This window comes from Variovorax paradoxus EPS (assembly GCF_000184745.1).
In the GTDB taxonomy this organism is placed as follows: Bacteria; Pseudomonadota; Gammaproteobacteria; order Burkholderiales; family Burkholderiaceae_C; genus Variovorax; species Variovorax paradoxus_C.
The window spans coordinates 4,412,114-4,437,846 of sequence record NC_014931.1 but is presented as its reverse complement, the minus strand read 5'-3'; the positions used below and the strand labels follow the sequence as shown (position 1 = coordinate 4,437,846).

Genomic DNA, 25,733 nt, shown 5'->3' with positions numbered 1-25,733 from the left:
GCCGAGCGGGGATCACGCCTCCGGCGGTGGCGTGCGCAGCCGGGGCTCCCAGTCTTCCACGCTGCTGGACGCCACGCGCTTGCCGAACGTTCGCCGCCAGCGCTCGGCGAGCGCCGGCAATTCGGCGGCCAGTGCCCATTCGGGCGCAAAGCGCGCATCGCGCGAGAACAGCAGCGCGATGAGGCGGGACAAGGGCCACTGCGGATGGGGCCTCTCGACCAACGTCGCCTCTGCGCCGCTGCGCACCCAGCCGGGCTCCAGGGTGCGGTAGTACCAGCCCGTGCGGCCGCTCGCCTGCATTTCGCGCGCCGTTCCGGGCTCGCTGAAATGCACATCGAGTTTCCAGCAAGGCTGGCGGCCTTGCGACACCTGCACCAGTGCCTCGCCCAGGCGCACCACATCGCCGATGCAGACATTCGATTCGTCCCAGCCGCGCGTGGAGACGTTCTCGCCGAATGCACCGGCGTTGGCGAGCAGGTCGGCGCGGCCGCTGCGCGAAGCCCAATGCGCGTAGTGCTCCCGCGGGTAGTGGTGCACGGCTTTCTCGGGGCCGCCGTGAACGCGCAGGTCGGCCTGCGCATCGCCTTGCAGGCCGGTCGGCGAGAGCCACAGCGCACGGTCGGTGGCGGACTTGCGGATGCCGCTTGGCGAGCGGCCATCGGGCAGCGGGGCCACGGCGCCAACGAGCAGCGCGTCGATGGGGCAAGCGGACAGCCTCATGCGTTCGGGCTCCTTCAGGTGGCGCCGGTGGGGCACCCATCGTCGTCGCAACGTCCGGCGGCCTGCAAGGCGGACGGCGCCTGGTTCGACGGGTCTGCCGCCAGCGCCGTGGGTGCATCCTCCGCCGCCAACTGTCCGATGGCGCCGCCGAGCGCCATGTCATCCAGCAGCCCGAAGTGGCTCAGCCGGATGCGGCCGCGCCTGTCGATGAGCACGGTGCTCGGCGTGCCCTGCAGCTGGTATTCGCGCATGGTGGCCGGAATGCTGCCTTGCGAAGGGGTGTCGATGCCGATCGGAAAGGTGTAGCGGTATTCGTGCACGAACGCGTCCAGCGCCGCGGCCGTCATGACGTCGTGGTGCTCGAAGACCGTGTGCAGCCCGATCACGGCCACGTCGCTGGCCGCGAAGAGCTGGCGCGTCTTCTTCGCTTGCGGCAGCGCGTGCGACACGCAGGCCGGGCACAGCATCTGGAAGGCATGCAGCACCACCACCCGGCCGCGCAGCGATTCAAGCGTGAGGGGCACCTCGGTGTTGAGCCAGCGGCTGACCTGCAGGGCCGGTGCTTCGGCGAGAGTTGTGAACATGTCGGGGCTCCTTTCTTCGAGGCCGGGGGCGCAGTGGATCAGTGGATCAGTGGATCAGTGGATGTCAGGCGGCCGTGCGCAGCTTCACGCCCGGAAAATCGACCGGCACCTCGAGCGCCACGTTCACATAGTTGGTGAAGAGATTCAAGGCCACGTGCGCCACGATCTCCACGATGTGCGCGTCGTCGAAGCCCGCTGCGCGCAGTGCCTGCACGTCGGCCGCATCGACCTGGCCGCGCGCGTCGACGAGCTTCAGCGCAAAGCGCAGCGCCGCGGCCGTGCGCGGGTCGGCCGATTCACCGGCCTGCGCGGCCGCCATGTCCGCCGCCGACGCGCCGGCCTTGCGGCCCAGCGCGGTGTGCGCCGCCAGGCAGTAGTGGCAGGCGTTGCGGTCGGCCACGGCCACGGCGATCTGCTCGCCCAGTTGCGCGGGGATCACGCCGCCGCCGAGTGCGCCGAACGCGCCCCACATGCTCTTGAGCGCCGCCGGTGAATTGGCAACGGCGCGGAACATGTTGGGCGTTGCGCCGAAGGCGCCGTGGATCTGCGAGAGCAGGGCCTTGGCTTCGCCGGTGGCTGCGGTGTCGGAGACGAGTTCGATGCGAGACATGGTGCGGTCCTTTGAAGTGATGTGATGGAACGAGTGTCTGCGCGGGCGGCGTATGATTTGGATGATTTTGTCCATATAAGATACCTTTTCGTCCAATGCCAAACGTCGCTGCCGCCGCCGCCGCACCGCCTCTCGATCGTCTGTCAGCCTTGCTGGAGCGCTTTCATGTGCGCGCGCACCTGTTCCATGCCGGTCCGTTGTGCGGCGTGACGACCTTCGCCGCCAAGGAAGGGCGCGGCTTCCTGCATGTGCTGCGCCGCGGCGAGATGGTCGTCACGCATCGGGCGCGCGCGGGCGTGCCGCGCAAGGTGGTCGTGAAGGAGCCGACCCTGCTTTTCTACCCGCGGCCGCTCGCGCACGATTTCCACAACGCCCCATCCGAAGGATCGGATTTCGTCTGCGCCACGCTCGACTTCGAGGGCGGCGGCGCGCATCCGCTGGTGCGTGCGCTGCCCGCGCTGATCCGGCTTCCGCTGCACGCAGTCGATGGCCTCGAACAGTCGCTCGCACTGCTTTTCGCGGAGACCACCCGGGTGCAGTGCGGGCACCGGCTGCTGGCGGACCGGCTCTTCGAGGTGGTGCTGATCCAGTTGCTGCGCTGGCTGCTCGATCATCCGCAGGAGGCCGGGCTGCCGGCAGGGCTGCTCACGGGGCTCGGCGATGCCCAACTCGCGCGCGTGCTCGTCGCGCTGCACGAGCAACCCGGCGAGCCCTGGATGCTCGAGCAGATGGCCGCGAAGGCGGGCATGTCGCGCAGCGCCTTCGCCGCCCGCTTCAAGGCGGTGGTGGGCGCCACGCCGGCGGACTACCTCGCCAACTGGCGCCTGACCATTGCGCAGGCCGCACTGCGCGGCGGCGCATCGGTGAAGACGGTGGCCGACGAACTCGGCTATGCCAACGCATCGGCGCTGTCCCGGCTCTTTGCGCAGAAGCTGGGCGCATCGCCGCGCGAGTGGCTGGCGCGGCAGTCCTAGCCAGGCCAGCGCGCCCGTGCCGTTGCTGCGGAGTCAGCCGCCCACGTACGCCGCGAGGTGCTTGCCCGTGAGCGTGGCGCGCGCCTTGACCAACTCGGCCGGCGTGCCTTCGAACACGACCTTCCCGCCGTCATGCCCCGCGCCGGGCCCGAGGTCGATGATCCAGTCCGCATGCGCCATCACCGCCTGGTGGTGCTCCACCACGATCACCGACTTGCCCGCATCCACCAGCCGGTCGAGCAGGCCGAGCAGTTGCTCGACATCGGCGAGGTGCAGGCCGGCGGTCGGTTCGTCGAGTACGTAGATACCGCCTTTCTCGGCCATGTGCGTGGCGAGCTTGAGCCGCTGCCGCTCGCCGCCCGAGAGCGTGGTGAGCGGCTGGCCGAGGCTGAGGTAACCGAGGCCGACGTCGGCGAGCCGTTCGAGGATGGCGTGCGCGGCCGGGGTGCGCGCATCGCCCGCGCCGAAGAACTCGGTGGCCTCGGTGACGGACATCGCAAGCACCTCGCTGATGTCGCGCTTGCCGAGCTTGTGTTCCAGCACCGAGGCGTGGAAGCGCTTGCCTTCGCACTCCTCGCAGACCGTGGCCACGCCGGCCATCATCGCGAGGTCGGTGTAGATGACGCCCGCGCCGTTGCACGCAGGGCAGGCGCCTTCGGAGTTGGCGCTGAAGAGCGCGGGCTTCACGCCGTTGGCCTTGGCGAAGGCGTTGCGGATCGGATCGAGCAGCCCGGTGTAGGTCGCGGGGTTGCTGCGCCGCGAGCCGCGGATCGAACCCTGGTCGACCGACACCACGCCCGCGCCTGCGGGAATGGACCCATGCACGAGCGAGCTCTTGCCCGAGCCCGCCACGCCGGTCACGACGACGAGCACGCCGAGCGGCACGTCGACGCTGACGTTGCGCAGGTTGTGCGCCTTTGCGCCACGGATCGGCAGCTTGCCGCTGGGCGTGCGCACCTTCTTCTTGAGCGTGGCGCGGTCATCGAGATGCCGGCCGGTGAGGGTGGTGCTCGCGCGGAGTTCATCGACCGTGCCCTCGAAGCAGATGGTGCCGCCCGCTGAGCCCGCGCCAGGGCCGAGGTCCACCACATGGTCCGCGATCGCGATGGCCTCGGGCTTGTGCTCCACCACGAGCACGGTGTTGCCCTTGTCGCGCAGCCGCAGCAGCAAATTGTTCATGCGCTGGATGTCGTGCGGATGCAGGCCGATGGTCGGCTCGTCGAAAACGTAGGTCACGTCGGTGAGCGAGGAGCCGAGGTGGCGGATCATCTTCGTGCGCTGCGCCTCGCCGCCCGAGAGCGTGCCCGAGGGGCGGTCGAGACTCAGGTAGCCGAGACCGATTTCCACGAACGAGTCGAGCGTGTGCGCGAGCTTCTCGAGCAGCGGCGCGACCGAGGGTTCGTCGAGGCCGCGCACCCATTCGGCGAGGTCGCTGATCTGCATCGCGCAGGCGTCGGCGATGTTGATCTTCTTGATCTTGGAAGACCGCGCGCCTTCGCTCAGCCGCGTGCCGTTGCATTCGGGGCAGGTGCTGAAGGTGACGGCGCGCTCCACGAAGGCGCGGATATGCGGCTGCATCGCATCGACGTCCTTCGCGAGGAATGATTTCTGCACCTGCGGAATCAGCCCCTGGTAGGTGAGGTTGATGCCATCGACCTTGATCTTGGTCGGCTCCATGCGAAGCAGCGCATCGAGCTCTTTCTTGGTGAACTTGCGGATCGGCTTGTCGGGGTCGAAGAAGCCGCAGCCGTTGAAGATGCGGCCGTACCAGCCCTCCATGCTGAAGCCCGGAATGGTGAGCGCGCCTTCGTTGAGCGATTTGCTGTCGTCGTAGAATGCCGTCAGGTCGAAGTCCGTCACGGCGCCCCGGCCCTCGCAGCGCGGGCACATGCCGCCGGTGCGGTTGAAGGTCTGCTTCACCGTCTTGCTGGCGCCGCGCTCCACGGTGATGGCGCCGGTCGCTTTTACCGAGGGCACGTTGAAGGCAAAGGCGCTCTGCGGGCCGATGTGCGGCTTGCCGAGGCGGCTGAAGAGAATGCGCAGCATCGCGTTGGCATCGGTCGCGGTGCCGACGGTGGAGCGCGGGTCGCCGCCCATGCGCTCCTGGTCCACGATGATCGCGGTCGTGAGGCCGTCGAGCACATCGACCTCGGGCCGCGCGAGCGTCGGCATGAAGCCCTGCACGAAGGCGCTGTAGGTTTCGTTGATGAGCCGCTGCGACTCCGCGGCGATGGTGCCGAAAACGAGCGAGCTCTTGCCCGAGCCGGAGACCCCGGTGAACACGGTGAGCCGGCGCTTGGGCAGCTCGACGCTGATGTCCTTGAGGTTGTTCACGCGCGCGCCCTGCACGCGGATCATGTCGTGGTGGTCGGCGGCGTGGGGCGTGGTCTTCGGCGTTTGCTTCGGCGTGTCCTTCTTCGGGGCTTTGCTGCTGCTCATCGGGTCTCCATCGTTTTCTTTTTGTCGGGCGGTTCAGCGCAGTTGCTGGATGCGGATCATGTTGCCCGCCGGATCGCGCACCGCGCAATCGCGCACGCCATACGGTTGCTCGGTCGGTTCCTCGACGATCTCTGCGTCGGCGGCCTGCAGTTTCGCGAAGGCGGCGTCCAGGTCCTGGGTGGCCAGAAGCATCGTGGCGTAGGTGCCCTTGGCCATCATCTGGGCGATGGTGCGGCGCTCTTCGTCGGTGATGCCGGGCGTGGCGGCCGGCGGGTACAGCACGATGGAAACGCCGGGTTGGCCGACGGGGCCGACGGTGATCCAGCGCATGCCGCCGTAGCCGACGTCCTTGCGGATCTCGAAGCCGAGTGTGTCGCGGTAGAAGGCCAGCGAAGTCTCCGCGTCGCTGTGGGGAAGAAAGGTCGAGTGGATGGTGATGTCCATGGCAATGGTGCTAGTTGGGTTCGGGCCGCGATGCTAATTCCGGCTGTGGCGCCGGCGCTTCTCGATTCCTGATCGGTCGCGTCACCTGCCTCGCCACGCACGACGGCATGCCCTCGGTCGTGTTCGCGTCCTGCCGGCGGTAGACGCCGGGCGGCACGCCGACCAGTTCGGTGAAGCGGGTGGTGAAGGTGCCCAGCGACCCGCAGCCGACCGCGAAGCACACCTCGGTCACGCTCATGTCGCCGCGGCGCAGCAGGGCCATCGCGCGCTCGATGCGCCGGGTCATGAGGTAGGCGTAGGGCGGTTCGCCGTAGGCGATGCGGAACTGGCGGCTCAGGTGGCCGGCGGACATGCCCGCATCGCGCGCGAGCGTCTCGACGTCCAGCGGCTGCGTGTATTCGCGATCGATGCGGTCGCGCACGCGGCGCAGCGTGGCGAGGTCGCGCAGTTGCTGCGCTTCGGTGGGTCTGCCGGTCATCCGCGGGATCGTGCCACGGTGCGCCGGCGCGCTCAAGTCGCCCGCAGCGCGGCTACGAACCTTCGGAGTCGGCCGGTCAGGCGCCGGCCAGCGCGGGCGAAGTGGCCGAGCTGCCAGCCACGGCCGGATCGGCCTCGATGCGCATCTTCGGCAGAAACTGCGGGTACTCGCGCTGCATGAATTCGATCAGGCCTTCGCGCACGCTGCAGCGCAGGTCGAAGGCCAGGCCCGAGGTGGCGGCGGTGCAGAGCACGCGGACCTGCATCGTGCGCTCGGTGGTGTCGGTCACGCGCAGGTTGAAGAAGCGGCCATCCCATTCGGGCGCGGCCTTCACGATGCGCTCGACCTCGGCGCGCAGCGGTGCGAGCGGCATGCCGTAGTCGAGGTAGATGAACACCGAGCCGAGCAGCTGCGCCGAATGGCGCGTCCAGTTCTGGAACGGTTTCTCGATGAAATAGCTGAGCGGCAGGATGAGGCGCCGCTCGTCCCAGATCTTGAGCACGACGAAGGTGCCGGTGATCTCTTCCACACGGCCCCATTCGCCTTCGACCACCAGCACGTCGTCGATGCGGATCGGCTGCGCGAGCGCGATCTGCAGGCCCGCGATGAGGTTGCTGAAGACTGGCTTGGCCGCGAGACCGGCCACGATGCCGATCACGCCGGCCGAGGCCAAAAGGCTCGCGCCGACCTGGCGTGCGCCCGGAAAGGTCATGAGCATCATCGCGCCGCCGGCCACCATGACCACCGTCATCGCGGTGCGCGCGAGCACGCGCGTTTGCGTGAGCACGCGGCGCGCCTGCAGGTTGTCGGCCACGTCCGAGGGGTGCTGCGCGAGCACGCCGTCGGCAAAGCCGCTGATGGCGCGCACCAGCAGCCATGTGGTGGCCGCGATGAGCAGCAGGCCGGTGAGGTGCCGCACGTTCGCAATGAAGCGCAGGTCGTCGGGGGCGGCCTGGAACACCAGCAGCAGCGCCAGGAGCGGCAGCGCCAGCCTTGCCGCCGGCTGGATGTTGACGACCATCGCATGCACCGCGGGCACGGGCCGGGTGATGCGGCGCAGCACAAGGCCGCCGATGCGGTGGACAAGAAGGGCGAGCGGAACGGCGACGAGGACGGCAAGCCAGGTGCCGAACCAGGGGTGGGCAAGGATCTCGTGGGTCATCAGGCGGTGGTGGTAGCTGTTGCTTCTGTTGTCTCGTTCAGAGGTTGAAGAATCCGCGCCGCGTCGTCGCGCAGCTGCGTGGCAAGTGCCGTCGCCAGGTCGAGTCGGCGCAGCAGCCAGGGGCTGATGTCGTTGTCGAACGGATCGGGCAGGGGAATCGGGCCGCCCACCGTGGTGGAGCCCGGACTCTCGGGTTGAGAGGGGCCGGTGGTCGGCATAGTTCCGATGGCGGCCTCGATTCGTTGCGCAGTGCGCGCGAGCGGGCCCTCGACCTCGCCCGGCGTGAGGCGGTCGCGCCGCAGCACGAGCATCGATTTGACGGCGCTCAGCTGCGCGAGCATCTGGTAGCTGTGGGCCTGCAGGTGCTCGAGCGGCTCCAGCGGCGGCTGCACCGCGCGCGGCTCGGAGAGGGCGCGCTGCGTGGCCTGAACCAGGGCCGAGAGGCTGTCGAAGGCCTCGCGGCGCGCGAGCCGCCATTCGAGCTCGGGGCTGCTGTCGATGGCCTGCAGTTGGCCGAGGCCGAGCGCAAGGCGCGCATGACGCGCCTGCGCGGTGAGCACGCGCGCCACCAGCGCGGGGATCTGCGTGCGCTCCCACGAGGGCAGCACGTAGCAGAAGCCCCAGGCGAGCGCGGCACCGATGAGCGTGTCTGCGATGCGCTCGAACAGCGCGAAGATGGGCGCGGTGCCGGTGTTCAGCATGTGCGCCTGCACGAGGCCGAGCACCGTTGCGGCCACCGCGGTGATGAGGTAGCGCCGCACCGCGAAGCTGTGGGCAATGGCCTGCGCCACCGTCACGATGACCAGCAGCCACAGCGCCGACGGATGTGCCGACAGCAGCCCCACCGCGAGCACGCAACCGAGCAGCGTGCCGGCCACGCGGGCGTTGCGCCGCTCCAGCGTTTGCGAGAGGCTGCCGCGCAGCACCACGACGATGGTCAGCAAGATCCAGTAGTCGTGCGAGCCCCAGGGCATCGACACCGCGATGGCATAGCCCGCGGCAATGGCCAGCGCGGCGCGGATCGCGTGGCGCAGCGGCGGCTGGTCCCAGCGCCACAGCGTGAAGAACGGGCGCCAGGTCCAGTCGGTCGGGCTCACGAAGAGCTGCCAGTTGGCGCGCACCACGGCGAGGTTGGGCTCGGCATCGCCGCGCGCCATGGCCGACAGGCGCAGCACCTCGTCGTTGATGTGGCCGATGCGGCTCGCGAGGCCGCGCGCGAGCATCGCGGCGGTCGGGCCCGACAGATTCGGATGGCCGTGGTGGTGCTCGTCGTCCGCAGTCACGTGGATGGCCGCGAGGCGCGGGCGGCGGTCGGTCACCGGGTCGGGGTGGCGGCCCAGCATGAGCGCGTCCGCGAGGGCGATGGTTTCGTCGGAGAGTTCTTCGAGCACGCGGCGCATTTCGATCAGCGCGTCGGCATGGGCCGGGTGGGCCAGCAGCGCGTCGAGGTCGAGCTCGCTCGCGAGCAGCTGGTCGCGCATTTCCAGCACGATCACCAGCATGGCGGCCAGGCGCTGGCGGCGCGGCGTGCGGGGGGATTCAAGGACTATGTCGCGCGTGGCCTGCAACTGGTCGGCCAATGCGGCCTGTTCTCGCAGCAGTTGGCCGAGCACCGGGGCGGGCGTGTCGCGGATGTCGCGGGTTTCGTCCTGCGGGGTGAACTGGCCGGCCTCGGTGCGCATGAGCGCGGCCAGCGAATACAGCACGTCGGCCACCGACTGGGTGCGAAAGCGCCCGTTGAGAGCGAGGTTGGCGAGCGTCGCCCAGATCACGTACAGCCCTGCGCCCAGCCCGAAGTGCCAGGTGCGCAGGATGGCCTCGGCCATGTCGACCGGCGCGGGCGTGGCCATCGAGAAGATCATCGAGAACATCACCGCGATGGCGATGGGAATGCCGCGCTTGCCCCAGGCCATGGCGAGGAAAGCCATGAAGGTGGCGGGCACCAGCAGCAGGCCAAGGCGGATGGGCGCGGTGTGCAGCATCTGCACCGCGAAGAAAAGCGGCAGCCCGATGAGCGGCGCCGGCAGCATCTGGAAGAACTTGCCGCGGCGCGGGCCGGGCAGGTCGGGCGGCGCGGTGACGATCACGCCGGTGGCGGCGGCCGACGCGGCGATGGTGCCGAGCCAGAAGTGAATGCCGCCCGAGATGAACAGCAGGCCGAGCGCGACGGTGAGCCCGCTCGCCACGTAGTGGCTGAGCGCGATGCACAACGCGGCTCGGACCCGGACGGCTGCGCTGGGCCCCGTCATCACTTGGCGGGAGCGTCGCCCTCGGAGGGGCTGGTGGGGGCGTCGCGGCGGATGCGCGTGAGCTTGCGCTGCACGGGCTTGGGGGCCACGGCAGGTGCTTCGCCCTCGGCGGATTCGTCGGCGAAATCGGCCACCGTGCTGCGAGCGTAGAGATCGACTGAGGCGTCGTCGGCATTCGACTTGGTCGAGGCCGAGACGGCGCGCACGCGGTCGCTGGCGCGCAGCTTGTCGTCCACGTTGGCGAACTTCGAGTACTTGGCGAGCAGCGGCACGATCTGGCCGTAGATGCGCGGCGCGCCGGCCAGGCACTCGCGCTGCTCGAGGAATTCGGGCTCGCCCGTGAAGTTGCCGATCAGGCCGCCGGCCTCGGTGACCAGCAGCGAACCCGCGGCCACGTCCCAGGGGTTGAGACCGGTTTCGAAGAAGGCGTCGGTGAAGCCGGCGGCCACGTAGGCCAGGTCCAGCGCGGCGGCGCCGGGGCGGCGCAGGCCGGCCATGCGGGGCATCATGTCCGCCATGATGGCCAGGTACTGCTTGAAGTTGTCGCCCGAGCGGAATGGGAAGCCGGTGGACACCAGGCACTCGCTCAACTTGGTGCGCTTGGAGACGCGGATGCGCCGGTCGTTCATGTAGGCGCCGCGGCCCTTGGTGGCGGTGAAGAGGTCGTTGCGGCTCGGGTCATAGATGACCGCCTGCTCGATCTTGCCGCGCACCGACAGCGCGATCGACACGCAGTAGACCGGGAAGCCGTGAATGAAATTGGTGGTGCCGTCGAGCGGATCGATGATCCAGACGTAATCGGAGTCTTTTGCACCGTGTTCGGTGCCCGATTCTTCGGCCAGGATGCCGTGCCCCGGGTATGCGCCAAGCAGCGTTTCGATGATGACCTTCTCGCTGGCGTGATCGACTTCGGTGACGAAGTCGTTGACGTGCTTTTGCGAGACGCGGACCGATTCGACGTCGAGGGCGGCGCGGTTGATGATGGCGCCGGCGGCGCGTGCGGCCTTGACGGCCACATTGAGCATGGGATGCAGGTTGGGGGACGACATTCTGGATTGTGAGAAGAACGGTGGGAATGGTCCCCAAAATGCGAGCTCTTGGTGACCCTGCGACCCGGCGATGCGGGCGGCGAGAATCGGGCATTTTACCGGCTCTGCCCCGTTAGTGTCTCCAAACCCCCCATGCGCACCCGTTTCATCCTGATCCAAACCAGCCACGCCGGCAACGTGGGCGCCGCCGCCCGCGCCATGAAAACCATGGGTTTCGACGACCTCGTGCTGGTGGCGCCGCGCTGGGCCAACGTGCTGCGGCGGGAAGAAACCATCCAGCGCGCGAGCGGCGCGCTCGACGTGCTGACCAACGCCCGCATCGTCGAGACGCTCGACGAAGCGCTCGACGGCGTGACCCATCTGTGCGCCACGGCCATGATCCCGCGCGACTTCGGTCCGCCGACGCGCACGCCCCGGGAGCACCTGGAGCCGCTGGCGAAAGAGGGCGATGCGCAGCACGTCGCCTTCCTGTTCGGCTCCGAGCGTTTCGGCATGCGCAATGAAGACGTCTACCGCTGCAACGTCGCCCTGAGCATTCCCACCGACCCGAAATTCGGCTCGCTCAACCTGGGCGCGGCCATCCAAGTGGTGGCCTATGAATGGCGGCTGGCGCTCGGCGGCTACGAGGTACGCGATGCCACGGCGCCCGTGCAGGCGGCCGATGCGCAATCGGTGGCGGGCATGCTCGATCACTGGGAGCGCTCGCTGGTGGACATCGGTTTTCTCGACCCGGCCGCACCGAAGAAGCTGATGCCGCGGCTGCAGCAGCTGTTCAACCGGGCCCAGCCGACACCCGAGGAAATCCACATCCTTCGCGGCATCGCCAAGGCCATGACTGACACCGCCAAAGGCCCAAAGGGCGGCTCTTCGAGTTAAAACCCCATCGAAAGTACGCGAAGACACCGGGCTTTAGACTGCCCGCCCACTATCGATATAACGACAACAAGGGCAGCGATGTTCTCTCGACTGCGCGCCGACATCCGGTGCATCCTCGAACGCGACCCGGCGGCCCGCAGCGCCTGGGAAGTGATGACGGTCTACCCGGGCTTCCATGCCGTGGTGCTGCATCGCTGGGCGCATGCCTGTTGGACGCACGGATTCAAGTGGCCCGCCCGCTTCATCGCGCACTGGGCGCGCTGGATGACCGGCATCGAGATCCATCCCGCAGCCAAGATCGGCGAGCGCGTGTTCTTCGACCATGCCATGGGCGTGGTGGTCGGCGAGACCGCCGAGATCGGCGACGGCTGCACCATCTACCAGGGCGTGACGCTGGGCGGCACCTCGCTCTACAAGGGCACCAAGCGCCATCCGACGCTGGGAAAGAACGTGGTCGTGAGCGCGGGCGCCAAGGTGCTGGGCGGCTTCGTCGTCGGCGATGGCGCCAAGATCGGCAGCAACGCGGTGGTCATCAAGCCGGTGCCGGCCGGGGCGACGGCGGTGGGCATTCCCGCACGCATCATTCCGTCGAAGGCGGGCGAGAGCGCCGACGTGTCCGAGTCGCAGAAGTTTTCCGCCTACGGCATCACGCAGGAAGACGATCCGCTGAGCCAGGCCATGCGCGGGCTGATCGACAACGCCTCGGGCCAGGAGCACCAGATCGCGCTGCTGTGGCAGGCGATCGAGAAGCTCTCGGCGCAGCCGGGCAGCAAGGACTGCGTGCCCGGCGATGCGGCGCGGGGTGAGTGCTTCGAGGCGGAGAAGCTGACGCAGTTGGTGGGGAAGTAGCGCGCCTCTCGGACGATCGCCGAGTTCCCGAGCGCCTGCAGACATCAGGCATCGGCGAGACAATCGCGGCGCTTTTGCTTTGACCACCCGGCGCGCGGTGGCAAGAAACCGAGCCCTCTCCCATGTCATCCCCGCCCGCCGCTTCGACTTCCACGTCTTCTCCCTCCACGCCCCCGTTCTCCCTGTGGCGCATCGCCATACCGGCTTTTGCCCCCTCGCTTTTGTTCGGCTTGGGCGAGGGCGCCATCCTGCCGATCGTGCCGCTGACGGCGCGCGACCTGGGTGCTTCCGTGCCCATGGCCGCGCTGGTGATCGCGATGATCGGCATCGGCTCGCTCTTCAACAACATCCCCGCCTCGATGATCACCATGCGATGGGGCGAGCGCTGGGCCATCGTCGCGGCGGGCGTGTGGAGCGGCCTTGGCATGCTCCTGTGCGTGCTGACCTCGCACCTGGGCCTGTTCGCCACGGGCTGCTTCATGGTGGGCATGTCGCAGGCGGTCTACAACCTCGCGCGCCAGAGCTACATGACCGAGGCGGTGCCCATCGAATACCGCGCACGGGCGTTGTCGACGCTGGGCGGCGTCATGCGCATCGGCATGTTCGCGGGACCTTTTCTCGCGGCTGCGGCCGTGCACGCGTTCGGGCTGTGGGCGGCCTATGTCGTCGGCATCGTGGCGGTGATGGCGGCGGCCGCCATCGGCGCGCGCATCCCTGACCTGGAAGCGCCACCGGTCCCGGCCGGTCAGGCCACGCCGGCCTCGACCTCCATCGTCTCGACGCTGCGCGATCACCGCCGTGTGTTCCTCACGCTCGGTATCGGCGTGGTGCTGGTGAGCGCGGTGCGCGCTTCGCGCCAGGCCGTGATTCCGCTGTGGGCCGACCACCTGATGCTCGCGCCCTCGGTGGCGTCGCTGATCTACGGCCTGGCGGGCGGCATCGACATGCTGGTGTTCTATCCGGCCGGCAAGGTGATGGATCGGAAAGGCAGGCGCTGGGTCGCGGTGCCGTCGATGCTGATCATGGGACTGGCGATGCTGCTGATGCCTCTCACGTCAGGCGTCGCGACGCTGTTGATCGCTTCGCTCGCGATCGGGTTCGGCAACGGCATCGGCTCCGGAATGATCATGACCTTGGGCGCCGACCACTCGCCGCGCCACGGGCGCGCGCACTTCCTGGGCATCTGGCGTTTGATGTCCGACATCGGGTCTTCGTGCGGGCCGGCACTGCTGTCTCTGTTGGCGGGTGGCTTGTCGCTTGCGGCGGGGATCGCGGTGACCGGGCTGATCGCCTTTGCTGCGGCGGGGATGCTGGGATATTGGATTCCGCGGCATGCGAATGCGGGTGGCAAGGGGCGGGGAGTGGCGAGGTAGTCCCCGTTCGACAACGCACACGGGCGAAGGACGAGCCAGTGCAACCTGCCGTCTTCTAGCCGTTCAGCACGAGCGACCCCTGCGGATACTGCGCGCACATGAAGTCGACGAACGCCCGTACCTTCGGCGCGGGCAGTCGCCTCGATGTATGCAGGACCCAGAGCGCGACCTCCACGCCTGAAACCATGCCCCACTGAACCAGTTCTCCGCGCGTCAACTGGTTCCACGCGATGGACTGCGGTATCAGGGCAGCGCCGGCACCGGCGATGGCAGCGTCGCGAATCATCAGGAACGAGGAAAGTCTCAGCCGCGGGATTGGCTCCAGGACCAGGCGTCCGTCGTCGAGCGTCCAGTTCCCGTCTTGAAAGTTCGTTGAAACGATGCCGGGGACCGGGCTGACCTTGCCCGGCTTCGGCATGGGTACCGAGGGCGCGGCCACGACCACCAGCCGGTCCTTTGCGAAGCACCGGCCCACGAGGCTGCTGTCCGGCGCTGGATTGATCCGGATCGCGGCATCGAACTGCTCCTCGACGAGATCGACCAGCCGATCGTCCGCCACCACCTCGCAGCTGACCTCGGGGTAGGCCGTGCAGAACTCAGCGGAGATGCGGCCCATCGTGAGCTGCGAAAACAGCACCGGCGAAGCGACACGCAAGCGCCCGCGCGGCACCGACAAGCCCTCGCGCGCGGACGTCATGGCGTCGGCCACTTCGTGCATCGGCCCTTCGGTGCGGTCCATCAGCATCTGCCCGGCCTCCGTGAGCTTGAGCCCGCGGGCGCTGCGCTCGATGAGCCGCACGCCGAGTTGCTCTTCCAGGTCGGCGATGCGCCGGGACAGCGTCGCCTTCGATCTGCCGCTTGCGCGGCTTGCTTTGCCGAGCCCGCCGTTCATGGCGACAAGCGCGAAGTCGCTCAATGCATTCAGGTCCATGGTGTTCCGGATTTGAAACGATGTGTCTTCATTTTCGTGTCTTCGTTTTAGCAATGCAACGGCCTATCTTCTCCCCATCGCAACTCAACTGGAGAAACTGAAATGACCACCACCCTCAACAACGACACGCAACGCGCTGTGCTGATCCGGGCCTACGGCGGCGCTGCCGCCGCCGAGATCGCCGACATCGCAAGGCCCACGGCCGGGCAGGGCCAGGTCCTGGTCCGCGTCCGGGCTGCCGGCGTGAACGGCATCGACTGGAAGATTCGCGAAGGCTTCGTCCGGGACGCGTTCCCGCTGCAACTGCCCGCCGTGCTGGGCATCGAGCTGGCGGGTGTCATCGAAGCGCTCGGCCCCGGCGCCTCGCGTTTTCGCATCGGCGATCGCGTCATGGGGCCGCTCGGCGGCCTGGGCGCCTATGCCGAGTTTGTGGTGGTCGACGAAGCGAAGCTCGTGCGCACGCCGCAGGGCCTGGACGATGTGCACGCGGCCGCCATCCCTGTTGCGGCGGTGGCAGCCTGGCAAAGCCTGCACCACGCAGGTCCGATTGCCGCAGGCCAGCGAATCCTGATCCACGGCGCGGCGGGCGGGTTGGGCGGCTATGCCGTGCAGTACGCCAAGCAGGCGGGCGCCGAAGTGTTTGCAACGGCCTCGACCGCGCACGTCGAATACGTTCGCAGCCTGGGCGCGGACCACGTCATCGACTACCGCACCGAACGCTTCGAATCGATTGCGCAAGACATCGACCTGGTGCTCGACTACGTCGGCGGCGAAGTGCTCGACCGCTCGTGGCAGGTGCTGAAGAAGGACGGCGCGATCGTCGGCACGTCATCGCCAGACATCCTGGCCCGCACGCCCGCCGGCCGCCGCGGGCTGTGGTTCATGAACAAGCCGGACACCGCGCTCCTGGAGCGGCTGGCGGCGGAGATCGCCCAAGGCGCCCTGATCTCGAAGCTCGACGAAGTCGTGGGCTTCGACCACATCCCCGCGGCCATCGAACGCAATCGCACCGACCCGCGCATCGGCAAGGTCGTTGCGGACTTCTCGCGCTGATCGACCGAGTGACCTCCATTCCCTGTTTTCCCCTCAACCCGTTTTCCTTCAACCACCTGGAGATTTTTCTATGAGCATTCTTGTCACCGGTGCCACCGGCACCATCGGTTCCCTGGTCGTCCAAGGCTTGGCTGCTGCCGGCGCCGAAGTCAGCGCCTTCGTTCGCACATCCGGAAAGCAGAGCTTCCCGGCCGGCGTCAAGGAGGTCGTCGGCGACCTGACCGACGTGCCTTCGATGCGCGCGGCACTGTCGTCGGTGCGCACGCTGTTCCTGCTGAACGCCGTCACGCCCGATGAAGTGACCCAGGCCCTCGTTGCGCTGAGCCTGGCGCGCGAGGCCGGCATCGAGCGCATCGTCTACCTGTCGGTCATCCATGCGGACAAGTTCACCGACGTGCCGCACTTCACCGGCAAGCACACGGTCGAGCGAATGATCGAGAGCCTCGACATCCCCGCGACCATCCTTCGGCCGGCCTACTTCATGCAGAACGATCGCATGGTCCAGCAGGTGATCCAGGGCTACGGCGTCTACCCGATGCCGATCGGCTCGTCGGGCGTCGCGATGATCGATGCGCGAGACATCGCGGACGTTGCCGTCGCCGAACTGCTGCGCCGCGATCGCGCGCCCGCACCGTTGCCACGCGTGACGCTGGAACTGGTCGGGCCCGAGCGGTTGACCGGCGAATCGGTGGCCAAGCTGTGGAGCGCGGCGCTCGGTCGCGACGTGACTTACGGCGGCGACGACGTGGCGGCCTTCGAAGCGCAGATGGCCTCGTCGGGACCGTCCTGTCTTGCCTACGACATGCGCCTGATGATGGCCGGGATCCAGAAGTTCGGCATGCACGGCGCGGACGGCGCGGTGGATCGCCTGCAGGCCATGCTCGGGCGTCCCCTGCGCAACTACGCCGACTTCATCAAGGAGGCCGTTGCTGCGGCGTAGGCGGAGCGCCTTGTGACCTGCCGCTCTTGAGCACCGGGGCAATGTCCGAAGCAGCGCCCTGGACTTACTCCTCCCTCAACCCGACCGCTTCCCCGACGTGTTGTGCAGCGACCCATGCACATGCCCCGCGTGCTGCCCGAAGGTCTCCGGCGCGAGCGCGGCGGTGTCCAGTTCCTGCAGGATGCCGCAGGCATTCGCGGACTCTGGCCCGCAGCATTGCAGGCGCAGCGCCTTCAATTGCTTTTCGAGGGTCTTCAGTTCCGCGATGCGAGCGGCGACGTGGCCGATGTGGTCGTCCAGCAGCTGGTTGACCTCGCCGCAGTCGTCCTGCGGCGCATCGCGGAATTTCAGCAGGCTGCGGATCTCGTCGAGCGTCATGTCCAGCGAGCGGCAGCGCCGGATGAAGCCCAGGCGCTGGGCGTGTTCGTCGTCGTAGATGCGGTAGTTGCCGTCGGTGCGCGCGGGCTCGGGCAGCAACTGCTCGCGCTCGTAATACCGGATGGTTTCGACCGGCGTGTTCGCGGCCTTGGCGAGTTCACCGATTTTCATGATGCGGCAAATCCAGAAGTGGAATTCAGCGTTTGACTCTACACCTGCTTCAGGGTTTCCAATTGCTTTCATGCCGAACCAGAACGCCCTGAAGCCCGTGACGCCGGCTCTGCCTCACGACCACGACCATGGTGACGATCACTCGCACGGACCTGCGCACACCCACGCTCATGCCCATGCCGAAACGGCCTGCTGCGGCAACCCGGTCTGCGGTTCGTCACCCGCGGTGGACACCACCGACATTCCCAAGGGCGCCTTGCTCTTTCGCATTCCCACGATGGACTGCGCGGTCGAGGAATCCGAAATCCGCCGCGCCCTCGAACCGGTGGCCGGCATCCAGGGCCTGCGCTTTCGCCTCGGCGAGCGCACGATGGCCATCACGGCCGACGATGGCGCGCTGCCCCAGGCGCTCGATGCGATCCGCAAGGCCGGCTTCAAGCCCGAGCCTGTCGGCGACACGGCTGCCCCGGCCGCCCCTGCACGCATCGCGGGAATGAGCGCCGGCCTCGCGCGCCTCGTCGCCGCACTGGTGCTGGCCATCGCGGCCGAATCGATCTCCTTCCTGGCCCTCGACGGCAAGGGCTTCATGGCCGCCGAGATGGTGCTCGCGCTCGCGGCCATTGGCCTGGCCGGCCTCGACACCTACAAGAAGGGCTTCGGCGCGCTGGTGCGCGGGCGTCTCAACATCAACGCGCTGATGGCCGTTGCCGTGACTGGCGCCTTCGTCATCGGCCAGTGGCCCGAGGCGGCGATGGTGATGGCGCTCTATGCGATTGCCGAGCTGATCGAAGCCCGCGCCGTCGACCGCGCCCGCAACGCGATCCAGAGCCTGCTCGCGCTCGCGCCTGAGCAGGCTGAAGTCAAGCAACCCGATGGCAGTTGGCAGACCATGAGGGCCGACGCCGTGGCGCTCGATGCCGTCGCACGCATTCGCCCCGGCGAGCGCGTGCCGCTCGATGGCGTGGTGACCGCGGGCCTGAGCGCCATCGACCAGGCGCCGGTCACGGGCGAGAGCATCCCGGTCGACAAGACCGTGGGCGACCCGGTCTTCGCGGGCACCATCAACCAGACCGCCGCGCTGGAATTCCGTGTCACGGCGGTGGCGGCCAACACCACGCTCGCGCGCATCATCCACGCGGTCGAAGAGGCGCAGGGCACGCGCGCGCCCACGCAGCGTTTCGTCGACCGTTTCGCTGCCATCTACACGCCCGCGGTCTTCGTGCTGGCGTTGGCGATCGCGCTGTTCACGCCGCTCTTCATGGACTGGACCTGGCTGCAGGCCATCTACAAGGCGCTGGTGCTGCTTGTCATCGCCTGCCCGTGTGCGCTGGTGATCTCGACGCCCGTCACGGTCGTGAGCGCGCTCGCATCGGCCGCGCGGCGCGGCATCCTCATCAAGGGCGGCACGTACCTCGAAGAGGCACGCAAGCTGAAGGCCGTGGCGCTCGACAAGACGGGCACCATCACCGAAGGCAAGCCGAAGCTGGTCGAGTCCAGCCTGCTCGATGCATCGGGCAGCAATGAAGCGGCGGTGTTCGCGATCGCCGCGAGCATCGCGGGCCGCTCGGACCATCCCGTGTCGAAGGCCATCGCCGAGGGCCTGAAGGGCGAGCGCGAAGAAGTCGGCGACTTCACCGCGTTGCCGGGTCGCGGCGTGCAGGCCGTGCTTTCGGGCCAGAGCTACATGCTCGGCAACCATCGGCTGATCGAAGAGAAGGGCTTGTGCACTCCGGCACTCGAAGCCGAACTCAAGCGCCATGAGGAGGCGGGCCGCACCGTGACCCTGCTTGCATCGAGTCGGGCCGTGCTCGCGCTGTTCGCTGTCGCCGACACGATCAAGGAATCGTCGCAAGCCGCGGTGGCCGAACTGCGCGCCCTCGGCGTCGTGCCCGTGATGCTCACCGGCGACAACGCCGCCACGGCCAGGACCATCGGTGGCCACGCCGGCATCGAGGACGTGCGCGGCAACCTGCTGCCCGAAGAGAAGCTCGGCGCCATCAAGGCGATGCAGGAACGCTACGGCGCGGTGGCGATGACCGGCGACGGCATCAACGACGCGCCGGCGCTCGCGCAGGCCGACATCGGTTTCGCCATGGGCGGCGCGGGCACCGACACCGCGATGGAAGCGGCCGACGTGGTCATCATGAACGACGACCTGCGCCGCATTCCCGAGACCATCCGCCTCTCGCGCCGCGCGCACGCGGTGCTGTGGCAGAACATCACGCTGGCACTCGGCATCAAGGGCATCTTCTTCGTGCTCGCGGTGTTCGGCAGCGCGACGATGTGGATGGCGGTGTTCGCGGACATGGGCGCGAGCCTTCTGGTGGTGGCGAACGGGCTGCGGCTGATGCGGGCGCCCAAGTAGGTTGCATGCCGCTTACTTCCAGACTGGGCTCAACCGCTGCCCGGTCGCGCTGTCCTCGACCTGCCAGCCCAAGGCCTGCAACGCATTGCGCAGGCGATCGGCCTCCGACCAGTTCCTGCCGGCGCGCGCTTTTTCGCGGGCCGCGAGCAGGGCTGCAACGTTCGCGGGAATGTCCGGCGCGAGCTCCTGCCATTCGGCCAGTCGAAGTCCCAGCACGGTGTCGAAATGGTCGACTGTGGCGCGCCGGGTTGCCGCAGGCAAATCGCTTCTGACCAGCTCCCAGAGAACCGCCAGCGCGCGCGGCAGGTTGAGATCCTGATTGACCTCGGCATTGAAGCGCTGCACGAAGTCTTCGTGGGCCGTGCCGCCGACGGGCCAAACCCCATAGGCCTTGCGCAAACGGTCGAGCGCGCACTGCGCCGCGTTGATCGCTTCCTCGGTGAATCGCAAGGTGCTTCGATAGTGCGCCGTGAGGCAGAGATAACGGTAGGCCAGGGGGTCGATGCCCCGGTCGACCAGTGTCTGGAGGCGCACGAAATCGCCGTCCGTCTTGGCCATCTTCCTGTCGTCGAGCGTGAGGAAGTGGCCATGCATCCAGAAGTTCGCGAGCCGGGTGCCGTGGCATGCCTGCGTCTGCGCGACTTCATTGCTGTGATGCACGCCGATGTGGTCCTCTCCACCGCAATGGATGTCGAACCACGGCCCCAGGTGCTTGGCGGACATGGCCGAGCATTCGATGTGCCAGCCGGGGAAGCCGCGTCCCCAGGGGCTGTCCCATTCCATCTGCCGCCTCGAGTTCACCGGACTGAACTTCCAGAGGGCGAAATCGGAAACATCGCGCTTCTCGCCCATGGCAACGTGTGCCGGCGCGAAGCCCTGCGCGGTCGAGGCGAGCCAGATGGCCATAGTCGTCCTGCCTGGTCGTGTCGAAGTACAGGCCGTCGGCTGTCTGGTACGTATAGCCCTTGCGCTGCAAGGCCGCGATGAACTCCAGTTGCTCGGGGATATGGTCGGTCGCACGGGGCCACGCGGTAGGCTCCAGCAGGTTCAGCGCCCGCCAGTCCGACAGGAAGGCTTCGGTGTAGTGCTGTGCGATTTCCCAGGCGGACTTGCCCGTCCGACGGCTTCCTTTCTCCATCTTGTCCTCGCCCTCGTCCGCATCCGAAACCAGGTGCCCGACGTCGGTGATGTTGACGATGTGCCGGACCTCGTACCCGTTCAGCACCAGAACGCGCCGCAGCACATCCTCGAACACATAGGTGCGAAGGTTGCCGATGTGCGCGTAGTCGTACACCGTCGGCCCGCAGCAGTACAGGCCCACGTGGCCGGGCTGCAAGGGAGCGAAGGGGCGCACGGTGCGCGACCAGGTGTCGTACAGGGCAAGGGACATTCGAGCCTTTTCGTGGAGAGGGATGCCGGTTGTAAAAAACAAAAAGGCCACCGGTTTTTCAACGGGTGGCCTCAGGGATGCGGACGAAGATCAGGTGCTAGCCGCAAGCGCCCCTTGGCAGGCCGGGACAGCATGCGAAGACAAGTCGGGAAGACGAAGAAGCGCGGGCAAACATGCGAACGATCCTAGCGTTCGCCTTGCGGTCGGTCAATTGCAGGGAAGCGTTCACGCCTTCGGGCCTACCAGCGCGCCGCCCACTTCTCCAGCGGCACGCGCGCCGCATTGCACACGTAGCTCACCGCGTGGTACCAACCCGCGATCATCATCAGCTCGATCAGTTGCGCGTGGCTCCAGTGTTCGCCGAGCGATTGCCAGAGCGCGTCGTCGATGTCGCTGCGGTCGTGCAGCTGGTCGACCAGCTGCACCAGCAGGCGGTCGCGCGGCGCGAGGAGCTCCACGTCTTCGATCACCGATGCCATCACGCGCCGGTCGACCTCGCTGAAGCCGGCCGCATCGGCGAAGGCCGCCACGTGCACGCCCCATTCGTACTCGGCGCCGCAGCGGGCGCAGGCGCGGGTGATCACCACCTCGCGGTCGCGCAGGCTCACGGCTGCCTTGCGACCCAGGAGGTAGCGGCCCAGCCCCAGTGTTCGCTCCGCGAGCTCGGGGTTGATGGCCAGCACGCGGAAGAGCGCGAGGATCTCGGGCCTGCCGGGCGGATTCATGCGCGCCAGCAGGTCGGCAATCGGTTCGGGAAAGGGCGCTTCGAGCGGTGGAATGCGAGGCGTGCGAGCGCTTGGCATGGTGGCAGTCGTCATGGTCGGGATCCTTCGTAGAATGCGTTGAAATCGCTACGAAAATCGTAGCGATCCGGCGCAGTCTATCGCTACGCAATCCGTAGCGCAACAGCGGCCATCCGATCACCGAAAGCACGACATGGACAACAACGAAGAAGAAGCATCGGCCTCGCAGCCCGCGCCAACTGCTGCTGCGGCGCGGCGGCCCATCATGCGGCTGCTGGAGCAACTGGGCCGCAAGGGCACGCTGCGCATCCTGTGGGAGCTGCGCGATGGCGTGCCGCAGAGCTTCAGGGCGCTGCGCACGAGCACGGAGGACATGTCGCCCTCGGTGCTGAACGACCGGCTCAAGGAGTTGCGCGCGGCCGGCATCGTCGAGCTCTCGGGCGCGGGCTATGTGCTCACCGAGGCGGGCGGCGAGCTGGTCAAGCGGCTGACGCCGCTCAACCAGTGGGCCAATCGCTGGTTCGAATAGCCCGAAAGGCCAAAGCAAAACGGCCGCGTATTTCATCTGCAATCGTTCCCGCTTCATCTGAATCGGCCGCGGTGCGCGCGCAATTCGTGCGCAACGCGCGCTTTGCAAAGTAGAGCCCGAATCGACACCGATCCAGGCACCGCCCCCTGGTGCCTGGATCACCCAGTGTTGGCTCGGGGCCTGCCGGACGCGTGTCTGTCGGCGACCCCTTCTACTTTTTCAGATGCGCATCTAGAAGGAAACGATCATGAAGAAACTCAATGCCGCCATGGCTGCCCTTGCCGCCACCGTGATGCTCACCGCCGCCGGCGCCGCCTCGGCCCAGAGCCTGACCCGCGCCGAAGTCGTCGCGCAACTGAAGGCGGCCCAGGCCAGCGGCCAACTGGCTGCACTGACGGGCGAGGACAGCGGCTCGGCCTACCTGTCGCGCCACTTCCAGGCCAGCGAACCGCGCGCCGAGGTGAAGGCCGAACTGGCACAGGCCAAGGCCGACGGCACGCTCGGCGTGCTGGCCGCCACCGACAGCGGCTCGGCTTACCTCTCGCGCAACTTCAAGTCGACCGAGCCGCGCGCCGAGGTGAAGGCCGAGCTGGCCACGGCCGAGAAGAGCGGTCACTTCGACGCGCTCTACGGCGAAGACAGCGGCTCGTTCTTCCTCGCGCATGGCGGCAACGCCGTGGCGACGAACAGCGCCGTCGCGATGGCCACGCCACAAAGCGCAGGCCAGTGAGCGCGACGACACCGCGCCGGAAGCGCGGCATCGCGCTGGCGGCCGTCGTGGGCGCAGCGCTGGTCGCTGCCGTGGGCGTGCTGCCCGCGGCGGCCGACTCGATCGCCGCCGCCTTCGCCGCCGAGAACGACGCTGCCATGAACCGGATGATGGCTGCGATGGAGATCAAGCCCTCCGGCGACGTCGATCGCGATTTCGCCGCGATGATGATTCCGCACCACCAGGGCGCGATCGAGATGGCACAGGCCGAGTTGCGCTACGGCCGCAACGAGCAGCTGCGCCGCATCGCGCAGGAAATCATCGTCGAGCAGCAGCAGGAGATCGCCGCGATGCATCTCGCGCTCGGCCAGCCGCTGCCGCCCTCGGCACCTGCGCCCACGCAGGGCCTTTCCGCCACCCACACAACAAATTCCTTGCCGCATCCACACACGATGCCCGGCATGCACATGGAGCACCGAGACACCCCATGACCCCCGTTCGTCACGCCGCCGCGCTGCTGTGCGCATCGCTCGCTATTGCCACCTCGTTCGCCCATGCAGGCCAGGCCCCCGGTGCCGCCGCGTCAGCCGACATTCCGGTGAGCCACCGCGACCGCCTCTACGCCGCCGAGCAGTTCTCCAACACCGTCTCGGTGACCGATCCGGTCGACAACAAGCTGCTGGGCGTGATTCGCCTGGGCGATCCGGCGCCCGGCAACTTCAGCCCGCTCTACAAGGGCCAGGTGCTGGTGCACGGCATGGGCTTCTCGCCCGACCACCGCACGCTCGCCGTCGTGTCGATCGGCTCGAACTCGGTGACCTTCATCGACACCGCGACCAACGCCGTCAAGCACACGACCTACGTCGGCCGCTCGCCGCACGAGGCCTTCTTCACGCCTGACGGCAAGGAGGTGTGGGTCACGGTGCGTGGCGAGAACTACGTCTCGGTGATCGATGCGGCCACCTTCGAGGAAAAGACCCGCATCGTCACGCCCGCCGGGCCCGGCATGCAGATCTTCTCGCCCGACGGCAAGTACGGCTACGTGTGCTCGTCGTTCAACCCCGAGACCGTGGTGATCGACACCGCGACGAAACAGATCGTCGGCCGCGTGAAGCAGGACAGCCCGTTCTGCCCCAACATCGCCGCCACGCCCGATGGCAGGCAGGTGTGGTTCACCCTCAAGGACGTGGGCCGCACGATGGTGTTCGATGCGAAGCCGCCGTTCGCGGTCCTCAAGTCGTTCGACACCGGGGCGATCACCAACCACGTCAACTTCGCCGCCACGAAGAAGGGCACCTTCGCCTATGTGACCGTCGGCGGGCTCAACCAGGTGAAGGTGTTCCGCACCGACGATTTCTCGCAGGTCGCGACCATCCCGGTCGGCAAGCTGCCGCACGGCATCTGGCCTTCGGGCGACGGCTCGCGCATCTACGTGGGGCTGGAGAACGCCGACGCGCTCGCCGTCATCGACACCGGGACGAACAAGGTCGTGGGCGAAGTGCCCATCGGCCAGGCGCCGCAGGCGATTGCCTATGTGCCGAATGCGGTGCCGGAAGGTGATGGCATGCAGGGCCTGCAGCCGCTCGGCGTGGCGGGGCAGGCCGCGCACCTGACGCTCGCGGCCGTGCAGGGCGACAAGGCGGGTGCGCCCACCAGCGTGACGTTGTTCGACCAAGGCTTGACGCAGGTGCTGCAAGCGTCTGCGACGGGGCTCGAGCCGAAGTCGCCCTATGTGCTGGCGCTCGCGGAGCAGGCTGACGGCAGCGGCGCACTGCAGCCGCTCGCCAACTTCATGACCAACCCGGCGGGCTCGGCGATCGTGAATGCCATTGGGCCGATCCGCCAGATCGTGCAGTCGAATGCGGAGGCTTCGCGCCGCTATCTGGTGATTGCGCCGCAGGTGGCGGGCCAGCCCGGCAAGCCGGTGCAGGTGCAGGGCCTCTGAGCCCTAGTTCAACGCATCGACCTGCGTGTCGAAGACATAACCCGCACCGCGCTCGGTGCGGATGAACTGCGGCGTCGAGGCATCGACCTCGATCTTTCGCCGCAGACGCAGGATCTGCACGTCGATCGACCGGTCGTACACCTCCGCGCCGTGCAGGCGCGAGAGCTCGAGCAGCTGGTCGCGCGAGAGCACGCGCTGCGGCGCCTCGCACAGCGCCAGCAGCAGGTTGAATTCGCCGTTGCTCAGCTCCACCCGCCGGCCGTCCGGCGCGGTGAGGCGGCGCACCAGCACGTTCAGTTCCCAGCCCGCGAAGCGGTAGGCCCGCCGTTCGGTGCCGCCCTTGGCGGGCGCGGCCGCGGTGGCGTCGCGCTGCACCTGGTAGCGCCGCAGCACCGCGCGGATGCGCGCGAGCAACTCGCGGTTGCTGAAGGGCTTGGTGATGTAGTCGTCGGCCGCGATTTCCAGGCCCATGACGCGGTCGGCCTCGTCGCGCTTGCCGGTCACGATGATGACGGGAATGGCGCTGCTCTCGCGCAGGTGGCGCGCCAGGTGCATGCCGTCTTCGCCGCCCAGGCGCAGGTCGAGCACCACCAGGTCGATGACCGATTCGGCGAGCGCCTTTTTCATCTCGGCGCCCGAGACGGCGGTGGTCACGCGCAGCTCGTTCTCGGTGAGGTACTCGGCCATCAGTTCGCGGATGGCCGGGTCGTCGTCGACGACAAGGATGTGGTGGCTGGCGCTCATGGAGCCGAAGGGTAATGCAACTTCGCTG

At 67.8% G+C, this 25,733-nt stretch carries 24 protein-coding genes and 1 pseudogene; 11 read left to right on the top strand and 14 right to left on the bottom strand.

Annotated elements, in window-relative coordinates; all coding sequences use genetic code 11:
• Window positions 1-12: 12 nt before the first annotated feature.
• The 3 genes from VARPA_RS20515 to VARPA_RS20505 form a co-directional block, all read right to left on the bottom strand.
• Window positions 13-720, bottom strand: a complete 708-nt coding sequence (locus VARPA_RS20515) for an MOSC domain-containing protein (RefSeq protein WP_013542494.1) — start codon at window positions 718-720, stop codon at window positions 13-15.
• Window positions 721-734: 14 nt separating this feature from the next.
• Window positions 735-1,304: a redoxin family protein gene (locus VARPA_RS20510; protein ID WP_013542493.1), complete on the bottom strand. Its 570-nt coding sequence runs from the start codon at window positions 1,302-1,304 to the stop codon at window positions 735-737.
• Window positions 1,305-1,368: 64 nt separating this feature from the next.
• Window positions 1,369-1,914, bottom strand: a complete 546-nt coding sequence (locus tag VARPA_RS20505) for a carboxymuconolactone decarboxylase family protein (protein ID WP_013542492.1) — start codon at window positions 1,912-1,914, stop codon at window positions 1,369-1,371.
• Window positions 1,915-2,009: 95 nt separating this feature from the next.
• Between VARPA_RS20505 and VARPA_RS20500 the strand changes: the two genes are divergently transcribed.
• Window positions 2,010-2,888 (top strand): AraC family transcriptional regulator, encoded by an 879-nt coding sequence (locus VARPA_RS20500; RefSeq protein ID WP_013542491.1) that lies wholly within the window; start codon window positions 2,010-2,012, stop codon window positions 2,886-2,888.
• A 33-nt stretch (window positions 2,889-2,921) separates the two neighbouring features.
• Here VARPA_RS20500 and VARPA_RS20495 read toward each other — a convergent pair whose 3' ends face one another.
• From VARPA_RS20495 to VARPA_RS20470, 6 genes are all read right to left on the bottom strand, one after another.
• A complete protein-coding gene (locus VARPA_RS20495; RefSeq protein WP_013542490.1) occupies window positions 2,922-5,327 on the bottom strand; it encodes an ATP-binding cassette domain-containing protein in 2,406 nt (801 codons plus the stop codon).
• Window positions 5,328-5,360: 33 nt separating this feature from the next.
• Window positions 5,361-5,771, bottom strand: coding sequence for a VOC family protein (locus tag VARPA_RS20490; protein WP_013542489.1), 411 nt, complete (start codon window positions 5,769-5,771; stop codon window positions 5,361-5,363).
• Window positions 5,772-5,781: 10 nt separating this feature from the next.
• Entirely contained in the window at window positions 5,782-6,249 is a 468-nt protein-coding gene (locus tag VARPA_RS20485) for a helix-turn-helix transcriptional regulator (RefSeq protein ID WP_013542488.1), read from the bottom strand.
• 76 nt (window positions 6,250-6,325) lie between these two features.
• Window positions 6,326-7,411: a mechanosensitive ion channel family protein gene (locus VARPA_RS20480; protein WP_013542487.1), complete on the bottom strand. Its 1,086-nt coding sequence runs from the start codon at window positions 7,409-7,411 to the stop codon at window positions 6,326-6,328.
• A complete protein-coding gene (locus VARPA_RS20475; RefSeq protein WP_013542486.1) occupies window positions 7,411-9,660 on the bottom strand; it encodes an FUSC family protein in 2,250 nt (749 codons plus the stop codon). Before VARPA_RS20475 ends, VARPA_RS20480 begins: the two co-directional genes overlap by 1 nt.
• Window positions 9,660-10,709 (bottom strand): inositol monophosphatase family protein, encoded by a 1,050-nt coding sequence (locus VARPA_RS20470; RefSeq protein WP_013542485.1) that lies wholly within the window; start codon window positions 10,707-10,709, stop codon window positions 9,660-9,662. The genes VARPA_RS20475 and VARPA_RS20470 overlap by 1 nt, the downstream gene beginning before the upstream one ends.
• A 132-nt stretch (window positions 10,710-10,841) precedes the next feature.
• On the opposite strand from VARPA_RS20470, the gene VARPA_RS20465 reads away from it, so the two are divergent.
• From VARPA_RS20465 to VARPA_RS20455, 3 genes are all read left to right on the top strand, one after another.
• Window positions 10,842-11,585 (top strand): RNA methyltransferase, encoded by a 744-nt coding sequence (locus VARPA_RS20465; RefSeq protein WP_013542484.1) that lies wholly within the window; start codon window positions 10,842-10,844, stop codon window positions 11,583-11,585.
• A gap of 57 nt (window positions 11,586-11,642) precedes the next feature.
• Window positions 11,643-12,434 carry a serine O-acetyltransferase gene (gene cysE / locus VARPA_RS20460; RefSeq protein ID WP_268741654.1) on the top strand — a complete coding sequence of 264 codons (792 nt, stop codon included), beginning with the start codon at window positions 11,643-11,645 and terminating at the stop codon, window positions 12,432-12,434.
• Between the two features lie 122 nt (window positions 12,435-12,556).
• Window positions 12,557-13,807, top strand: coding sequence for an MFS transporter (locus VARPA_RS20455; RefSeq protein WP_013542482.1), 1,251 nt, complete (start codon window positions 12,557-12,559; stop codon window positions 13,805-13,807).
• Window positions 13,808-13,862: 55 nt separating this feature from the next.
• Here the strand turns inward: VARPA_RS20455 and VARPA_RS20450 are convergent, their stop codons facing one another.
• On the bottom strand, window positions 13,863-14,738 hold the full coding sequence (locus VARPA_RS20450; protein ID WP_013542481.1) for a LysR family transcriptional regulator: 876 nt from the start codon (window positions 14,736-14,738) through the stop codon (window positions 13,863-13,865).
• A 102-nt stretch (window positions 14,739-14,840) separates the two neighbouring features.
• On the opposite strand from VARPA_RS20450, the gene VARPA_RS20445 reads away from it, so the two are divergent.
• Together VARPA_RS20445 and VARPA_RS20440 are read left to right on the top strand one after the other, a co-directional pair.
• Window positions 14,841-15,791, top strand: a complete 951-nt coding sequence (locus VARPA_RS20445) for an NADP-dependent oxidoreductase (protein ID WP_013542480.1) — start codon at window positions 14,841-14,843, stop codon at window positions 15,789-15,791.
• A gap of 70 nt (window positions 15,792-15,861) precedes the next feature.
• Entirely contained in the window at window positions 15,862-16,731 is an 870-nt protein-coding gene (locus tag VARPA_RS20440; RefSeq protein ID WP_013542479.1) for an NmrA/HSCARG family protein, read from the top strand.
• 75 nt (window positions 16,732-16,806) lie between these two features.
• On the opposite strand, the gene cadR is transcribed toward VARPA_RS20440, so the two are convergent.
• Window positions 16,807-17,280: a Cd(II)/Pb(II)-responsive transcriptional regulator gene (gene cadR, locus VARPA_RS20435; RefSeq protein ID WP_013542478.1), complete on the bottom strand. Its 474-nt coding sequence runs from the start codon at window positions 17,278-17,280 to the stop codon at window positions 16,807-16,809.
• Between the two features lie 70 nt (window positions 17,281-17,350).
• On the opposite strand from cadR, the gene VARPA_RS20430 reads away from it, so the two are divergent.
• Entirely contained in the window at window positions 17,351-19,645 is a 2,295-nt protein-coding gene (locus tag VARPA_RS20430) for a heavy metal translocating P-type ATPase (protein WP_013542477.1), read from the top strand.
• A 12-nt stretch (window positions 19,646-19,657) separates the two neighbouring features.
• Here VARPA_RS20430 and cysS read toward each other — a convergent pair.
• Both cysS and VARPA_RS20420 read right to left on the bottom strand, forming a co-directional pair.
• A pseudogene (gene cysS, locus VARPA_RS20425) lies at window positions 19,658-21,035 on the bottom strand (cysteine--tRNA ligase).
• Between the two features lie 239 nt (window positions 21,036-21,274).
• Window positions 21,275-21,853 carry a carboxymuconolactone decarboxylase family protein gene (locus VARPA_RS20420; protein WP_013542476.1) on the bottom strand — a complete coding sequence of 193 codons (579 nt, stop codon included), beginning with the start codon at window positions 21,851-21,853 and terminating at the stop codon, window positions 21,275-21,277.
• A 118-nt stretch (window positions 21,854-21,971) separates the two neighbouring features.
• Between VARPA_RS20420 and VARPA_RS20415 the strand changes: the two genes are divergently transcribed.
• The 4 genes from VARPA_RS20415 (at window position 21,972) to VARPA_RS20400 (ending at window position 24,961) form a co-directional block, all read left to right on the top strand.
• A complete protein-coding gene (locus tag VARPA_RS20415; RefSeq protein ID WP_013542475.1) occupies window positions 21,972-22,307 on the top strand; it encodes a winged helix-turn-helix transcriptional regulator in 336 nt (111 codons plus the stop codon).
• A gap of 247 nt (window positions 22,308-22,554) precedes the next feature.
• On the top strand, window positions 22,555-23,037 hold the full coding sequence (locus VARPA_RS20410; protein WP_013542474.1) for a DUF4148 domain-containing protein: 483 nt from the start codon (window positions 22,555-22,557) through the stop codon (window positions 23,035-23,037).
• On the top strand, window positions 23,034-23,507 hold the full coding sequence (locus tag VARPA_RS20405; RefSeq protein ID WP_013542473.1) for a DUF305 domain-containing protein: 474 nt from the start codon (window positions 23,034-23,036) through the stop codon (window positions 23,505-23,507). The genes VARPA_RS20410 and VARPA_RS20405 overlap by 4 nt, the downstream gene beginning before the upstream one ends.
• The gene (locus VARPA_RS20400; protein WP_013542472.1) at window positions 23,504-24,961 is read left to right on the top strand and encodes a YncE family protein; all 1,458 of its coding nucleotides are present in this window, start codon (window positions 23,504-23,506) and stop codon (window positions 24,959-24,961) included. The genes VARPA_RS20405 and VARPA_RS20400 overlap by 4 nt, the downstream gene beginning before the upstream one ends.
• Before the next feature lie 3 nt (window positions 24,962-24,964).
• On the opposite strand, the gene VARPA_RS20395 is transcribed toward VARPA_RS20400, so the two are convergent.
• Entirely contained in the window at window positions 24,965-25,705 is a 741-nt protein-coding gene (locus tag VARPA_RS20395; protein ID WP_013542471.1) for a response regulator, read from the bottom strand.
• Window positions 25,706-25,733: the final 28 nt, after the last annotated feature.

Coding starts and splice junctions, on each gene's coding strand:
- VARPA_RS20475 (WP_013542486.1), bottom strand. CDS start 9,660: ATGACGGGGCCCAGCGCAGCCGTCCGGGTCCGAGCCGCGTTGTGCATC.
- VARPA_RS20500 (WP_013542491.1), top strand. CDS start 2,010: ATGCCAAACGTCGCTGCCGCCGCCGCCGCACCGCCTCTCGATCGTCTG.
- cadR (WP_013542478.1), bottom strand. CDS start 17,280: ATGAAAATCGGTGAACTCGCCAAGGCCGCGAACACGCCGGTCGAAACC.
- VARPA_RS20410 (WP_013542474.1), top strand. CDS start 22,555: ATGAAGAAACTCAATGCCGCCATGGCTGCCCTTGCCGCCACCGTGATG.
- VARPA_RS20515 (WP_013542494.1), bottom strand. CDS start 720: ATGAGGCTGTCCGCTTGCCCCATCGACGCGCTGCTCGTTGGCGCCGTG.
- VARPA_RS20395 (WP_013542471.1), bottom strand. CDS start 25,705: ATGAGCGCCAGCCACCACATCCTTGTCGTCGACGACGACCCGGCCATC.
- VARPA_RS20455 (WP_013542482.1), top strand. CDS start 12,557: ATGTCATCCCCGCCCGCCGCTTCGACTTCCACGTCTTCTCCCTCCACG.
- VARPA_RS20510 (WP_013542493.1), bottom strand. CDS start 1,304: ATGTTCACAACTCTCGCCGAAGCACCGGCCCTGCAGGTCAGCCGCTGG.
- VARPA_RS20415 (WP_013542475.1), top strand. CDS start 21,972: ATGGACAACAACGAAGAAGAAGCATCGGCCTCGCAGCCCGCGCCAACT.
- VARPA_RS20470 (WP_013542485.1), bottom strand. CDS start 10,709: ATGTCGTCCCCCAACCTGCATCCCATGCTCAATGTGGCCGTCAAGGCC.
- VARPA_RS20490 (WP_013542489.1), bottom strand. CDS start 5,771: ATGGACATCACCATCCACTCGACCTTTCTTCCCCACAGCGACGCGGAG.
- VARPA_RS20400 (WP_013542472.1), top strand. CDS start 23,504: ATGACCCCCGTTCGTCACGCCGCCGCGCTGCTGTGCGCATCGCTCGCT.
- VARPA_RS20440 (WP_013542479.1), top strand. CDS start 15,862: ATGAGCATTCTTGTCACCGGTGCCACCGGCACCATCGGTTCCCTGGTC.
- VARPA_RS20465 (WP_013542484.1), top strand. CDS start 10,842: ATGCGCACCCGTTTCATCCTGATCCAAACCAGCCACGCCGGCAACGTG.
- VARPA_RS20505 (WP_013542492.1), bottom strand. CDS start 1,914: ATGTCTCGCATCGAACTCGTCTCCGACACCGCAGCCACCGGCGAAGCC.
- VARPA_RS20480 (WP_013542487.1), bottom strand. CDS start 7,411: ATGACCCACGAGATCCTTGCCCACCCCTGGTTCGGCACCTGGCTTGCC.
- VARPA_RS20485 (WP_013542488.1), bottom strand. CDS start 6,249: ATGACCGGCAGACCCACCGAAGCGCAGCAACTGCGCGACCTCGCCACG.
- VARPA_RS20445 (WP_013542480.1), top strand. CDS start 14,841: ATGACCACCACCCTCAACAACGACACGCAACGCGCTGTGCTGATCCGG.
- VARPA_RS20495 (WP_013542490.1), bottom strand. CDS start 5,327: ATGAGCAGCAGCAAAGCCCCGAAGAAGGACACGCCGAAGCAAACGCCG.
- VARPA_RS20430 (WP_013542477.1), top strand. CDS start 17,351: ATGCCGAACCAGAACGCCCTGAAGCCCGTGACGCCGGCTCTGCCTCAC.
- VARPA_RS20420 (WP_013542476.1), bottom strand. CDS start 21,853: ATGACGACTGCCACCATGCCAAGCGCTCGCACGCCTCGCATTCCACCG.
- VARPA_RS20450 (WP_013542481.1), bottom strand. CDS start 14,738: ATGGACCTGAATGCATTGAGCGACTTCGCGCTTGTCGCCATGAACGGC.